Origin of the sequence: Pseudoxanthomonas sp. UC19_8 (assembly GCF_042700505.1) — a bacterium.
GTDB lineage: Bacteria > Pseudomonadota > Gammaproteobacteria > Xanthomonadales > Xanthomonadaceae > Pseudoxanthomonas_A > Pseudoxanthomonas_A winnipegensis.
On the sequence record NZ_CP170559.1, the window covers coordinates 3,181,748 to 3,195,690 of the forward strand.

The following is a 13,943-nucleotide window of genomic DNA, read 5'->3' on the forward strand; positions in this document are numbered from 1 at the left end:
GGCGGACCATGGGCCTGGGTGCTGTGGCAGACCTTCGGCAATCCGCTGTTCCCGTACTTCAATCAGGTTTTCCAGTCGCCGGACGCCCGAGGCGGTGGCCTACAACGACGCGCGCTTCATCCCGCATGGGCTGGATGCCTGGCTGACGGTGTTCCAGTTCACCAAGCGTGGCTTCCATTTCTCCGAGGCCAGGCTGGCCGACCCGCGCATCCTGCTGGGCCTGCTGGCGATGGGCATGACGCTTTTCGTGCAGCGCAGGCAGCGCCGTGCGTGCGGCGATGTGGTGCTGCTGCTGTTGTTCTGCCTGGTGACCTTGGTCGTCTGGACCAGGCTGTATGGCATCTATCGCTACCTGATCGCGGTCGAGTTGCTGTGCGCGATCGCGCTGGCGGGCGCGGCGACGGCGTTCCTGCCCAAGCGCTGGCCGCGCTTCGTGCTGATCCTCGGACTGGCGCTGGTGATCGGCCTGACCAAGCGACCTGATTGGGATCGTACTCGTCCTTTCACCACGCCAATGGTGCAGGTGCATTTCCCGCCAATGGAGAGGGATGCGCTGGTAGTGATCTCGAGCACTTCCCCAGTGGGGCATGCGGTGGCCTTCCTGCCCCCATCGGTGCCGGCGATCTCGGTCGCCAACAACTTCATGCGGCCGCAAATCTGTACGGCCCTGCAGGCGCGCGCCGAGGCGCGTATCCGCGAGCACCGCGGCGCGTTCTATCTGCTACGCGCGGTCAGGACCGACCTACCTGATCCCGTCGCCAGCGAGTACAAGCGCTACGGCCTGGCGCTGGCGGGTGCGTGCCAACCCGTGGCCGACTCGCTGCGCCCGCTGGAGCTGTGTCCGCTGCAGCGGGTGCGCGCGGTCAGCGTACTGTGTCCGCAGGCGAGCGCTGCCCCACCAGCTGGTCGGTGATCAGGCGCTGGATCTCGTTGGCACGGCGGTTGACCGTATCCAGGATCAGCCCGGTCGCCAGCGAGACGATGCCCACCAGCGTCAGCGCCACCGCCAGCACCGCGGTCGAGGGATGGGTGACCAGCCCGGTGCGGCTGAACTCGGCGATCACCACGCTGCCAAAGCCCAGTCCGGCCAGCACCATCAGCGCCGCCACGCCGCCGAAGAACAGCAGCGGCCGCATGTCCTTGAACAGGAACAGCAGCGTGCGCAGCACGCGCACGCCGTCCCTGTAGGTGCTCAGCTTGGACTGACTACCATGGGGGCGCACGCCGTAGGCGATCGGCCGTTCGGCCAGCACGAAGCCGTTGCTCAGCGCGAACACGGTCATCTCGGTCTCGATCTCGAAGCCGTGCGAGAGCACCGGCATCGACTTGACGAACCGCCGCGAGAACGCCCGGTAGCCGGACAGCACATCGCGCACGGGGCTGCCGAACAGCATCGCCACGGAGCGTCGCACCAGCTGGTTGCCGATGCCATGGAAGCGGCGGAACGAGGCATGCTGGAAATCCTCCAGCCGCGTGCCGACGACCATATCCGCGCGCCCCTGCCGGACTTCCTCCAGCAGCGCCGCCGCGGCACCGGCCGGATAGGTGTCGTCGCCATCGACCATCAGATAGGCATCGGCCTCGACGTCGCGGAACATCGCGCGCACCACATTGCCCTTGCCCTTGGCCGGCACGCGCCGCACCTGCGCGCCGGCCGCACGCGCGAGCTGGGCGGTGTCGTCGGTGCTGGCGTTGTCGAACACCCAGACCTCGGCCTGCGGCAGGGCCGCGCGGAAATCGCCCACCACCTTGGCGATGGTGGTGGCTTCGTTGAAACAGGGAATCAGAACGGCGACGCGCACCTGACCTCCATGGCAGGAAACTGCGCGCGATCTTACAGGGCCGCAGGCGTGGGCCGGCTAGAATGCGCCGCATGGGCTCCTTCTCGCTACCGCCGCAGCTGTTCAAGCAGGGCTCGATCTTCATCGTCGTCGGCGGCGTGCAGTTGCTGCTGGACTGGAGCGTCTTCGTCGCGCTCAGTGCGCTGGGCCTCGACGCGGTGCCGGCCAACCTCGCCGGGCGCGTGGCGGGGGCGATCCTGGGGTTCTGGCTCAACGGGCGGTATACCTTCGCCTCGCGCGAGAACGGGGCGCGGCTGGGGTGGTCGCGGTTCGCGCGGTTCCTGGCGGTGTGGATCCCCCGCCACGGTGCTCAGCACCTGGATGATTCTGCTGGTCGAGCAGCGCCTGGGCCTGCAGCTGGCCTGGCTGGCCAAGCCGCTGGTGGAGGGCGTGCTGGCGGTGCTGACCTTCGCCGCCAGCCGCTATGTGATCTATCGCTGAGCGCCACCACGCTTGGTGGGAGCTGGCCTGCTGGCCAATGGCGTGCTGGCCTTGCTGATCTTCGCTAGCCGCTCGCCGAAGAGCCCCCTGCTTGGTGGGAGCAACTGTCTCTCAGTTCAAGCCGCGGCCTTTTTTGTAGAGCGGAGCTTGCTCCGCTGCGTTTCGACCGGATCATCGGCAAGCCCCAGCGGAGCAAGCTCCGCTCTACAGGTGGGAGCCGCCATGGCGGCGATGGGGCTTTACCCAGGAAGTTCACAGGTAAGGCCTCATCGCCGCGATGGCGGCTCCCACCAAACGTGGGGCAGGACCGCCCCCCACAACGCAAAACGCCGGCTCGCGCCGGCGTTTTGCATTTTCCGCGTCTGCGGCTCAGGCCGGGCCGCCCAAGCGCTCAGTGCTTGAGCGTCTTGCGCAGGCGCTCGAGGGCCTGCAGCTGGACCACGGCTTCCATCAGCTTGCGCTGGGCTTCGGCCAGGTCCTCGGTCTCGCCACGGTTGGCCAGCACGCGCTCGGCCTCGTCCTTGGCCGCCTTGACCGCGGCCTCGTCGATGTCCTGCGCGCGGATGGCGGTGTCGGCCAGCACGGTCACCACCTGCGGCTGAACCTCCAGGATCCCGCCGGAGATGGCGAAGTCCAGGTGCTCGCCCGAGGGCGTGGTGACCACGACCTTGCCCGCCTTCAGGCGCGTGATCAGCGGCGCGTGCTTGGGCGCGATGCCCAGCTCGCCCAGCTCACCGGTGGCGACCACCAGGGTGGCTTCCCCGTGGTAGATCTCCTGCTCGGCGCTGACGATGTCGCAACGGATGGTGCTCATGGTTACCTCGCTGGTGCGAGGCGGGATTGGGGATTCGGGATTCGGGATTCGGTAAAGCGGTCGCGCCGCTTCGTCCTCACTCCCACGCCCTTCTCCTCGATACCGCCCTGCAAATCCCTAATCCCGAATCCCGAATCCCGGCGCTTAAGCCTTCTCAGCCAGCTTCTTGGCCTTTTCCACGGCCTCGTCGATGCCGCCGACCATGTAGAAGGCCTGCTCGGGCAGGTGGTCGTACTCACCGTCCAGGATGCCCTTGAAGCCGCGGATGGTGTCCTTCAGCGCCACGTACTTGCCCGGGGCGCCGGTGAACACTTCGGCCACGTGGAAGGGCTGGCTGAAGAAGCGCTCGATCTTGCGCGCGCGCGAGACCGACTGCTTGTCTTCCTCGGACAGCTCGTCCATGCCCAGGATGGCGATGATGTCCTTCAGTTCCTTGTACTTCTGCAGCGTGGACTGCACGCGACGGGCGACGTCGTAGTGCTCGGCGCCCACCACCAGCGGGTCCAGCTGGCGGCTGGTGGAGTCCAGCGGGTCCACGGCCGGATAGATGCCCAGCGAGGCGATCTGGCGGCTCAGGGTGACGGTGGAGTCCAGGTGGGCGAAGGTGGTCGCCGGCGAGGGGTCGGTCAGGTCGTCCGCGGGCACGTACACGGCCTGGATCGAGGTGATCGAGCCGGACTTGGTCGAGGTGATGCGCTCCTGCAGCACGCCCATTTCCTCGGCCAGGGTGGGCTGGTAGCCCACCGCCGACGGCATGCGGCCCAGCAGCGCCGACACTTCGGTACCGGCCAGCGTGTAGCGGTAGATGTTGTCGACGAACAGCAGCACGTCCTTGCCCTTGCCCGAGGCGTCCTTCTCGTCGCGGAAGTACTCGGCCATGGTCAGGCCGGTCAGCGCCACGCGCAGACGGTTGCCCGGCGGCTCGTTCATCTGGCCGTAGACCATCGCCACCTTGTCCAGGACGTTGGAATCCTTCATCTCGTGGTAAAAGTCGTTGCCCTCGCGGGTACGCTCGCCCACGCCGGCGAACACGGACAGACCGCTGTGCGCCTTGGCGATGTTGTTGATCAGCTCCATCATGTTGACGGTCTTGCCGACGCCGGCGCCGCCGAACAGGCCGACCTTGCCGCCCTTGGCGAACGGGCACATCAGGTCGATGACCTTGATGCCGGTCTCCAGCAGCTCGGTGGAGGAGGACTGGTCCTCGTAGGACGGCGCGGCGCGGTGGATTTCCCAGCTGTCGCTGCCTTCGACCGGGCCGGCCTCGTCGATCGGGCGGCCCAGCACGTCCATGATGCGGCCCAGCGTGGCGCTGCCGACCGGCACGGAGATCGCCTTGCCGGTGTTGGTGGCCACCAGGTTGCGCTTGAGGCCATCGGTGGAGCCCAGCGCGATGGTGCGGACCACGCCGTCGCCCAGCTGCTGCTGCACTTCCAGCGTGATCTCGGTGTTGTCCACCTTCAGCGCGTCGTACACCTTCGGCACCTCGCCGCGCGGGAATTCGACGTCGACGACCGCGCCGATGATCTGAACGATCTTGCCCTGACTCATTTGGATAACTCCACTAATGTCTATTCGAAACTGGTGTCGGGAATGGGGAACGGGGAATCGGGAATGGGAGGATCAAGCATCGCTGCGACCATTCCCGTTTCACCATTCCCCATTCCCGGCTACACAGCGGCCGCGCCGCCGACGATCTCGGAAATTTCCTGGGTGATCGCCGCCTGACGGGCCTTGTTGTAGGACAGCTGCAGGGTGCCGATCAGCTTGCTGGCGTTATCGCTGGCGGCCTTCATCGCGACCATGCGCGCGGCATGCTCGGAGGCCACGTTCTCCAGCACCGCCTGGTACACCAGCGACTCGACGTAGCGCACCAGCACGTGCTCGAGCACGGTCTTGGCGTCGGGTTCGTAGATGTAGTCCCAGTCGTGCTTGGCGACGTCTTCCTCGGCCTGCGGCAGCGGCAGCAGCTGGTCGAAGGAGGCCTTCTGCGACATCGTGTTGACGAAGTGGTTGTAGACCAGGAAGACGCGGTCGACCTTGCCCGACTCGTACGCCTCCAGCATCACCTTGACCACGCCGATCAGCTGTTCCACATGCGGCACATCGCCCAGGTGGCTCAGGCTGCCGACCATGTCGACCTTCAGGCGACGGAAGAACACCGAGGCCTTCTGGCCGATGGTCACCACGTCGATCTGCGCGCCCTTGTCCTGCCACTGGCGCATCTCGCCCAGGGTCTTGCGGAACAGGTTGTTGTTCAGGCCGCCGGCCAGGCCGCGGTCTGAGGACACGATGATGTAGCCGACGCGCTCGACCTTCTCGCGCTCCACCAGGTAGGGGTGCTGGAAGTCGGTATTGGCCTGGGCCAGATGGCTGATGACCTGGCGCATCGCCCGCGCGTAGGGGCGCGAGGTCTTCATGCGGTCCTGGGCGCGGCGGATCTTCGCGGCCGAGACCATCTCCAGGGCGCGCGTCACCTTGCGGGTGTTCTGCACGCTCTTGATCTTGTTCTTGATTTCGCGTCCGCCTGCCATCTCTCGCTCGCTTTACTCGCTTTGTGGGAATGGGGAATGGAGAATCGGGAAAGGGCAAAGCCCGGATCCCGCTCCTACGATTCCCTATTCTCTATTCCCGATTCCCGGCAACTGGGTTACCAGCTACCGGTCTGCTTGAACTCCGCGATGCCCTGCTTGAAGGCGCCTTCGATCTCGCCGTCCCAGGCACCGGTGCCGTTGATCTTGTCCAGCAGCGCGCCCTGGGTGTTGGTGAAGTGCGCATGCAGGCCGGCTTCGAAGGCCAGCAGCTTGTTCACCGGCACGTCGTCCAGGTAGCCCTCGTTGACCGCGTAGATGGACAGCGCCTGCAGGGCGATGGACATCGGCGCGTACTGCTTCTGCTTCATCAGCTCGGTCACGCGCTGACCGCGCTCGAGCTGCTTGCGGGTGGCTTCATCCAGGTCCGAGGCGAACTGCGCGAACGCCGCCAGCTCGCGGTACTGCGCCAGCGAGATGCGGATGCCGCCGGAGAGCTTCTTGATGATCTTGGTCTGAGCCGCGCCACCGACGCGCGAGACCGAGATACCGGCGTTCACCGCCGGACGGATGCCGGCGTTGAACAGGTCGGTTTCCAGGAAGATCTGGCCGTCGGTGATCGAGATCACGTTGGTCGGCACGAACGCCGAGACGTCGCCGGCCTGGGTCTCGATGATCGGCAGCGCGGTCAGCGAACCGGTCTTGCCCGTGACCTCACCCTGGGTGAACTTCTCGACGTAGTCCTCGGACACGCGGCAGGCGCGCTCCAGCAGGCGCGAGTGCAGGTAGAACACGTCGCCCGGATAGGCTTCGCGACCCGGCGGGCGCTTGAGCAGCAGGGAGATCTGGCGATAGGCCACGGCCTGCTTGGACAGGTCGTCGTACACGATCAGCGCGTCCTGGCCACGGTCCAGGAAGTACTCGCCCATGGTGCAGCCGGAATAGGCGCTGATGTACTGCATCGCGGCCGACTCCGAGGCGGTGGCGGCCACCACGATGGTGTGGGCCAGCGCGCCGTTCTCCTCGAGCTTGCGCACGATGTTGGCGACCGTCGAGGCCTTCTGGCCGATGGCGACGTACACGCACTTGATGCCCGAGTCCTTCTGGTTGATCACCGCGTCGATGGCCATCGCGGTCTTGCCGGTCTGGCGGTCGCCGATGATCAGCTCGCGCTGGCCGCGGCCGATCGGGATCATGGCGTCGACCGACTTGTAACCGGTCTGCACCGGCTGATCGACCGACTTGCGCCAGATCACGCCCGGCGCCACGCGCTCGACCGGCGCGGTCTGCGCGGTGTTGATCGGACCCTTGCCGTCGATCGGCTCGCCCAGCGCGTTGACCACGCGACCCAGCAGCTCGGGACCGACCGGCACTTCCAGGATGCGGCCGGTGGTCTTGGCCACGTCGCCTTCGCGCAGGTGCTCGTAGTCGCCCAGCACCACGGCGCCGACCGAGTCGCGCTCCAGGTTCAGGGCCAGGGCGAAGGTGGGCGTGCCCTCGCCGGCGGGCGGCAGCTCGATCATTTCGCCCTGCATCACGTCGGCCAGGCCGAAGATGCGCACGATGCCGTCGGACACGCTGGTCACGGTGCCTTCGTTGCGCGACTCGGCGGCCAGCTTGACCTGCTCGATGCGGGTCTTGATGAGGTCGCTGATTTCAGAGGGGTTGAGCGTGGTGGCCATGATGGTTTTCCTTGTGCAGCCGGTGCGCGGCTGCGGATAAATGAAAGCGTGTGCCTGTCGCCAGCCGGTCGCTGCAGCGCGTCCGGCGGCGCCTGGAATCAGCCCGCCAGCGCCGTCTGCAGGCGCGCCAGCTTGCCCTTGAGCGAACCATCGATGACCACGTCGCCGGCATCGATGATGGCGCCGCCGATCAGCGAAGCGTCCACCTCGGTGGTCACCTCGACCTGGCGGCCGAAACGCTTGGCCAGCGCGGCCTTGATCACGTCCAGCTCGCCCGGCGGCAGTTCGGACGCCGAGGTGACCCGGGCCAGCACGACGTGCTCGGCCTGCGCGCGCAGCTGCTCATAGAGCGCGGCGATCTCGGGCAGCAGCGCCAGGCGGCCGGCATCGGCCAGCACGCCCAGAAAGCGCGTGAATTCCTCGCCTGCGCCTTCGGGCGCCAGCAGCGCCAGGGCCTGCTCGCGGGTCAGCTGCGGATTGGGCAGCAGCGCGGCGACGCGCGGATCGGCCGCGACCTGGGCGGAGAAACCCAGCGCCTGCGACCACGCCGGCAGCTGCTGCGCATCCTGCGCCGCGCCGAAGGCGGCGCGGGCGTAGGGGCGGGCGAGCGTGATGGACTGACTCATGATCGGATCATCCGCCTTAGATCTGCGCAGCCAGTTCGTCCAGCAGCGCCTTGTGGGCGGCCGGATCGATCTCGCGGTGCAGCAGCTTCTCGGCGCCGCTCACGGCCAGCACGGAGACCTGCTTGCGCAGCTCCTCGCGGGCGCGGTTGGCGGCGGCGGCGATCTCTTCCTGGGCCAGTTCCTTCTGCCGGTTCGCCTCGGTGATCGCCTCGTTGCGGGCGGCCTCGACGATCTGGTTGGCGCGGGCGTGGGCCTGGTCGATGATCTCGTTGGCCTTGACGCGGGCGTCCTTGAGGGCCTCGTTGGCCTTCTCCTGCGCCTGCGCCAGGTCCTTCTGGCTGCGGTCTGCAGCGGCCAGGCCTTCGGCGATCTTCTTCTGCCGTTCTTCAAGCGCCGCATTCAGCGGCGGCCAGATGAACTTCATCGTGAACACAATCAGGATCACGAAGGAAAGCATCTGGCCGAAGAAGGTCATGTTGACGTTCATGACGTGTCCTCGACGGGTTCGTTCAACCCGCCATGCGCTGACCGCATGGCGAGCGTTACCTGGCGATCCGCGAATGCGGATCGCGACGACGGCTGATTAGCCGCCCTGCGCGTTCAGCACAGCGGTGAGCAGCGGGTTGGCGATACCGAAGTACAGCGCGATGGCCAGGCCGATGATGAAGGCGGCGTCGATCAGGCCGGCCAGCAGGAACATGCGGCCCTGCAGCACCGGGATCAGCTCCGGCTGACGGGCGGCCGATTCCAGGAACTTGGAACCCATGATGGCGATGCCCAGGCAGGCACCCAGGGCACCCAGGCCGATGATGAGGCCGATGGCGATGGCGGTCATGCCCTGCAGGTGTGCGATGAATTCCATGAAAACTCTCCAGCGATTGGTTGGTTAGTACGAAAGGGTGAAGCGAAAAACGGTCGAAGCGGCTTTAGTGGCCTTCACGAGCACCGGCGATGTAGACAACGGTGAGGATCATGAAGATGAAGGCCTGCAGCAGGATGATCAGGATATGGAAGATGCCCCAGGCCGCGTTGGCGATCACGCCCGGCAGGAAGGTCACCCAGCCGCTCATCAGGCCGGCGATGAGCATGAACACCAGCTCTCCACCGTACATGTTGCCGAACAACCGCATGGCCAGCGAGATCGGCTTGACCAGCCACTCGATGATGTTCATGGCCAGGTTGACCGGCGCCAGGATGATCGCGCCGATGCCGTGCGCATGGAACGGCGCGGTCAGCAGCTCCTTGCCGAAGCCGAAGCCGCCCTTGGCCGCCAGCGCATGGCCGATCAGGATGAAGAACACGGTCACCGACAGCGCCAGCGTGGTGTTCAGGTCGGCGGTAGGCACCATGCGGAAATAGGTGTGGTGCGCCGCCTCGGCGCCCGCGGTGTGGGTGATCAGGAACGACGGCAGATCCAGCGGGATCAGGTCCATCGTGTTCATGAAGACCACCCACATGAAGATGGTCAGCGCCAGCGGCGTCACCGAGTTGCGGTTGCCGTGGAAGGTGTCCTTGACCTGGCCGTCGACGAATTCCATCACCAGCTCGACGAAGGCCTGACCCTTGGTCGGCACCCCGGCGGTGGCACGGCGGGCGAAGAACGCGAACCAGGCCACAAAAATCAGGCCCAGCGTCAGCGCGATCAGCCAGCTGTCGAAATGGAACATCCCGCCCAGCGCCTGGCCAGCGTTGTGACCCAGGTGATGGGTGATGTATTCGGTCAGACCGCCCGAATTGTTGGCTTCACTCACGTGGCGACACCTTTGCGTTGGATCAGATTGGCCAGCACCATGCCCAGTGCGGCCCCTACAAGGCCGGTGATCAGCGCCAGGCCTGGCAACCGAAATCCGGCCAGACCCGCCACCAGCACCAGCAGTACCACCACCCACTTCGCCGCCACCCCCATCAGCAGTCGCGCGAAGGCGACGCCGGCCGGGGCGATCCCGCCGCCCAGCGCCACTTTCGCGGCAGCCCAGGATCCGGCGGTGAAGCCAAGCCCCCCATACAGCGCCCCGAGGGCGTGCTGCGGCGAGTGCGCCAGCCAGGCCAGCGCGACCAACACGGCGGCGGCAGCCTGCCAGGCTATCGCCCGCTGTGCCAGTTGCCGACCCGTGTTTACGGAGTTCAGCACGTCGTTGGCCTTGTGGGGTGCGAGAGACGGTGAGTGCGAGTGGCCCCGTCAAGCCGCCAAAGTATAGCAGCGCGGCGATTTTCGCGACAACCTTCAAAAGTCTGATTTGCCTGAGAAAAGCTGTCGGTTCGCTCATGTGCGTGTGCGGGCTTGGCTGAAAGCGTTTCCGCAGTGCGTCACGCGCGTGCCAGGTTGGCTGGGGAACTTTTCCTCATTGGCGCCGGTCAAGGGCATGCGAGGTCTGCGACCCACTTCCTCGTCGATGCTCTGTCGCAGACCTTCCCGAGCCCCGGCGCGCGCGCCGGGGCTCTTTTGTTGCGCACCGTGCGAGCCCATGGCGCCGAAGCGATGCCAGGCCTGCGCACGCGTAGCCGCTGGCACATGGACGCCGCGTCCAGGCCGGCGGCGGGTCGTCACACGCCGTCCGCATGAATGAATCTTGGAGTCTCATTTCTTCACCGGACGTGCACCGGGCCGCGTGCAGCGTGTGCGCACCTGAGCCGGGCGTCACCGGCATTACATCCGATCCGTAGAGAGAGCCCCCCATGAAAGCCATCCCGTCCCTGGCCCTGGCAGGCCTGTCCCTCGCGCTGCTGGGCGCCGTCGCGGCCCCGGCCAGCGCGCAGGAGAACAACGACACCTTCACCCTGCGCGTGGGCGCCATGAACGCCGACGGCGACGCCACCCTGCGCGGCAGCGCCGAGGGCTTCGGCCAGAGCGTGAGCGGCAAGCGCGATTTCGACTTCGGCAGCGCCGAGGTGTCGCCGCGCGTGGATGGCGTGTGGCACATCAGCAACCGCAACCGTCTGATCTTCGACTACTTCCGCTATCAGAAGGACAACAAGCAGACCCTGTCCGAGGACATCTCCTACCAGGGCAACACCGTGCCGAGCGGCAGCTTCGTCAAGCTGGATTCGCGCTTCCAGCTGGCCAGCCTGATCTACGACTTCTCGGTGGTGGAGACCGACAAGTTCTCGATGGGCCTGGAGCTGGGCGCCGAGTGGGCCAAGCTGGATGCCAAGGCCACCGCCGACGCCGGCACGCTGGGCCGCTACCGCGAAACCTGGAAGGAAGACGGCGTCGCCCCCGTGGTCGGCGTGCGCTTCACCGCCACCCCGGGCGATCGCTGGCTGATCAACGTGCAGGGCCAGTACCTGGACGCGAACTGGGGCAACTTCGACTACGACGGCAAGATCAAGCGCGCCAACGCCACGGTCGAGTACAAGTTCACCCAGAACTTCGGCGTGTTCGCCGGCTACGACTGGTTCAAGATCAACTACAGCGAGCCCTACACCTCCGGCGACATCACCGGTCGCGCCGGTCTGGACCTGGAGTTCAAAGGCCCGACGGTGGGTCTGACGTTTGCGTTCTAACGCGCGAATGCGCGTTAGAACCCCAAAGTTTGCTGCGCAAACTTCGGGCCCCGGCTTATCAGTCCCCACATCCCCGCGCCTTCGGCGCGCCCCCTTGACTCAAGGGGGCTCTCCTGCCGGAGCGTGGGCGGGGCTTGCTGAAAGGCTTGGTTCGCGACACAAAAAAGCCCCGGCGTGCCGGGGCTTTTCTTTTGGTCAACTTCGCGCGGAGCCTCGAACTGCCGACAAAACTTCTATCGTCATTCCCGCGAAGGCGGGAATCGCTCCACAACAGACGAATGTCTGGTCATCCAGGGACTTTCGCGCGAAGCGTCGCAGACCCGCGCTCCCGCGATCGCGGGAGCGACGGAATCCGCTTACTTCTTCTTCGGGATGTACAGGTCGGTGATGGTGCCGTCGTAGACCTCGGCCGCCATGCCGACCGACTCGCTCAAGGTCGGGTGGGCGTGGATGGTGTGGCCGATGTCCTCGGCCTCGGCGCCCATCTCGATCGCCAGACCGATCTCGGCCAGCAGATCGCCGGCATGCACGCCGACGATGCCGCCGCCGACGATGCGGTGCGTCTCCTCGTCGAAGATCAGCTTGGTGAAGCCCTCGGTGCGGCCGATGCCGATGGCGCGGCCGCTGGCCGCCCACGGGAACTTGGCCGCGCCGACCTTGAGCCCCTTGGCCTTGGCCTCGGTTTCGGTGACGCCGACCCAGGCGATCTCCGGGTTGGTATAGGCCACCGACGGGATCACGCGGGCCACCCACTCCTTCTTCTCGCCCGAGGCGACTTCGGCCGCCAGCTTGCCCTCGTGCGTGGCCTTGTGGGCCAGCATCGGGTTCCCGACGATGTCGCCGATGGCGAAGATGTGCGGCACGTTGGTGCGCATCTGCGGATCGACCGGGATGAAGCCGCGGTCGGTGACCTGCACGCCGGCCTTGTCCGCGCCGATCTTCTTGCCGTTGGGCGCGCGGCCCACGGCCACCAGCACGCGGTCCCAGGTGCCGGATTCCAGATCGGGCTTGGCGCCCTCGGTGGCCGATTCGAAGGTCACGGTGATGCCCTTCTTCTCGGCCTTGACGCCGGCGGCCTTGGTCTTGAGATGCACCACGACGCCCTGCTTCTTCAGGCGGTCGGCCAGCGGCTTGACCAGGTCCTTGTCGGCGCCGGGCATCAGCTGGTCCATGAACTCGACCACGGTCACCTGGCTGCCCAGGGCGCTGTACACGGTGGCCATTTCCAGGCCGATGATGCCGCCGCCGACCACGAGCAGGGACTTGGGCACTTCGGCCAGTTCCAGCGCGTCGGTGGAGTCCATCACGCGCGGGTCGTCCCACGGGAAGTTGGGCAGCTTCACCGCCTGGCTGCCCGCGGCGATGATGCATTGCTCGAAGCGCAGCAGCTGGGTCTTGCCGTCGCTGCCGACGATCTCGATCTCGTTGGCCGACACGAACGTGCCCACGCCCTGGACCACGCGCACCTTGCGCTGCTTGGCCATGCCGGCCAGACCCTTGGTCAGGGTACCGACGACCTTTTCCTTGTAGCTGCGCAGCTTGTCCAGGTGGATCTTGGGCGCGGCGAACTCGATGCCGCACTCCTCGGCATGGGCGGCCTCGTCGATGACGTTGGCCGAATGCAGCAGCGCCTTGGACGGGATGCAGCCGACGTTGAGGCACACGCCGCCCAGGCTGGCGTAGCGCTCGATCAGCACCGTATCCAGGCCCAGGTCCGCGGCGCGGAACGCGGCGGTATAGCCGCCGGGGCCGGAGCCCAGCACCACGATGCGGCATTCGATGTCGGCCTTGCGGCCGGTGCCGGCCGCGGCCTTTGGCGCCTGGACGCCCTCGGGCTTGGCGGGCGAGGCGCTGACCGGCGCGGCGCGCGGGGCCGGCGAAGGCGCGGCCGCGGCCTCGCCTTCGAGCACCACGACCAGGTCGCCCTGGTTGACCTTGTCGCCGACCTTGACCTTGATCTCCTTGACCTTGCCGGCGGCCGAGGACGGCACTTCCAGCGTGGCCTTGTCCGATTCCAGGGTCAGCAGGCCCTGCTCCTTGGCCACGGTGTCGCCGACCGCGACCAGCACCTCGATCACCGGCACGTCGGAGAAGTCGCCGATGTCGGGCACCTTCACTTCGATGGGGCCGGCGGCCGGCGCGGGCGCGGCGGCTTCGGGCTTGGGCTCGACCTTCTCGGCCTTGGGCGCTTCTGCCTTAGCCGGCGCGGCCGGCTGGGGCGCGGCGGGAGCCGGCGCCGCGGCGGCTTCGCCCGCGGCTTCCAGCACCACGACCAGGCTGCCCTGCGAGACCTTGTCGCCGACCTTGATCTTGATCTCCTTCACCACGCCGTCGGCCGAGGACGGCACTTCCAGCGTGGCCTTGTCCGATTCCAGCGTGGCCAGGCCCTGCTCCTTGGTCACGGTGTCGCCGACCGAGACCAGCACTTCGATCACCGGCACATCGGAGAAATCGCCGATGTCCGGCACCTTCACTTCAATGGTGTTCGCCATGCGCGCAGCCTC

The 13,943-nt window shown here is 66.6% G+C and carries 13 protein-coding genes and 1 pseudogene; 3 read left to right on the forward strand and 11 right to left on the reverse strand.

Annotated elements, in window-relative coordinates; translation table 11 throughout:
- The first annotated feature begins 94 nt into the window (after nt 1-94).
- Complete coding sequence (locus ACFJIT_RS14075) at nt 95-913, forward strand: hypothetical protein (protein WP_379653969.1); 819 nt, start codon at nt 95-97, stop codon at nt 911-913.
- Here ACFJIT_RS14075 and ACFJIT_RS14080 read toward each other — a convergent pair.
- A complete protein-coding gene (locus ACFJIT_RS14080; protein ID WP_379653970.1) occupies nt 864-1,802 on the reverse strand; it encodes a glycosyltransferase in 939 nt (312 codons plus the stop codon). The two genes, ACFJIT_RS14075 and ACFJIT_RS14080, sit on opposite strands and share 50 nt — an antisense overlap.
- Nucleotides 1,803-1,873: 71 nt before the next feature.
- Here ACFJIT_RS14080 and ACFJIT_RS14085 point away from each other — a divergent pair.
- Nucleotides 1,874-2,282: pseudogene (locus ACFJIT_RS14085) on the forward strand (GtrA family protein).
- A gap of 391 nt (nt 2,283-2,673) precedes the next feature.
- Here ACFJIT_RS14085 and ACFJIT_RS14090 read toward each other — a convergent pair.
- The 9 genes from ACFJIT_RS14090 to ACFJIT_RS14130 all read right to left on the reverse strand — a co-directional run bounded on the left by ACFJIT_RS14090 (nt 2,674) and on the right by ACFJIT_RS14130 (nt 10,066).
- Nucleotides 2,674-3,096, reverse strand: coding sequence for a F0F1 ATP synthase subunit epsilon (locus ACFJIT_RS14090; RefSeq protein WP_130515127.1), 423 nt, complete (start codon nt 3,094-3,096; stop codon nt 2,674-2,676).
- Between the two features lie 144 nt (nt 3,097-3,240).
- Complete coding sequence (gene atpD / locus ACFJIT_RS14095) at nt 3,241-4,647, reverse strand: F0F1 ATP synthase subunit beta (protein WP_130515125.1); 1,407 nt, start codon at nt 4,645-4,647, stop codon at nt 3,241-3,243.
- Between the two features lie 119 nt (nt 4,648-4,766).
- Nucleotides 4,767-5,630, reverse strand: coding sequence for a F0F1 ATP synthase subunit gamma (gene atpG / locus ACFJIT_RS14100; RefSeq protein WP_130515123.1), 864 nt, complete (start codon nt 5,628-5,630; stop codon nt 4,767-4,769).
- A 116-nt stretch (nt 5,631-5,746) separates the two neighbouring features.
- Nucleotides 5,747-7,309: a F0F1 ATP synthase subunit alpha gene (gene atpA / locus ACFJIT_RS14105; RefSeq protein WP_379653971.1), complete on the reverse strand. Its 1,563-nt coding sequence runs from the start codon at nt 7,307-7,309 to the stop codon at nt 5,747-5,749.
- Nucleotides 7,310-7,407: 98 nt separating this feature from the next.
- Entirely contained in the window at nt 7,408-7,935 is a 528-nt protein-coding gene (locus ACFJIT_RS14110; RefSeq protein ID WP_379653972.1) for a F0F1 ATP synthase subunit delta, read from the reverse strand.
- Between the two features lie 16 nt (nt 7,936-7,951).
- Complete coding sequence (locus tag ACFJIT_RS14115) at nt 7,952-8,422, reverse strand: F0F1 ATP synthase subunit B (RefSeq protein WP_130523792.1); 471 nt, start codon at nt 8,420-8,422, stop codon at nt 7,952-7,954.
- Between the two features lie 96 nt (nt 8,423-8,518).
- Nucleotides 8,519-8,797: a F0F1 ATP synthase subunit C gene (gene atpE, locus ACFJIT_RS14120; RefSeq protein WP_130515115.1), complete on the reverse strand. Its 279-nt coding sequence runs from the start codon at nt 8,795-8,797 to the stop codon at nt 8,519-8,521.
- Nucleotides 8,798-8,861: 64 nt separating this feature from the next.
- Nucleotides 8,862-9,686: a F0F1 ATP synthase subunit A gene (atpB, locus tag ACFJIT_RS14125; RefSeq protein WP_379653973.1), complete on the reverse strand. Its 825-nt coding sequence runs from the start codon at nt 9,684-9,686 to the stop codon at nt 8,862-8,864.
- Nucleotides 9,683-10,066 (reverse strand): hypothetical protein, encoded by a 384-nt coding sequence (locus ACFJIT_RS14130; protein ID WP_234852646.1) that lies wholly within the window; start codon nt 10,064-10,066, stop codon nt 9,683-9,685. The genes atpB and ACFJIT_RS14130 overlap by 4 nt, the downstream gene beginning before the upstream one ends.
- Nucleotides 10,067-10,611: 545 nt before the next feature.
- Here ACFJIT_RS14130 and ACFJIT_RS14135 point away from each other — a divergent pair.
- The gene (locus ACFJIT_RS14135) at nt 10,612-11,439 is read left to right on the forward strand and encodes a hypothetical protein (protein ID WP_130515111.1); all 828 of its coding nucleotides are present in this window, start codon (nt 10,612-10,614) and stop codon (nt 11,437-11,439) included.
- Between the two features lie 356 nt (nt 11,440-11,795).
- Here the strand turns inward: ACFJIT_RS14135 and lpdA are convergent, their stop codons facing one another.
- Complete coding sequence (gene lpdA / locus ACFJIT_RS14140) at nt 11,796-13,931, reverse strand: dihydrolipoyl dehydrogenase (protein ID WP_379653974.1); 2,136 nt, start codon at nt 13,929-13,931, stop codon at nt 11,796-11,798.
- Nucleotides 13,932-13,943 lie beyond the last annotated feature (12 nt).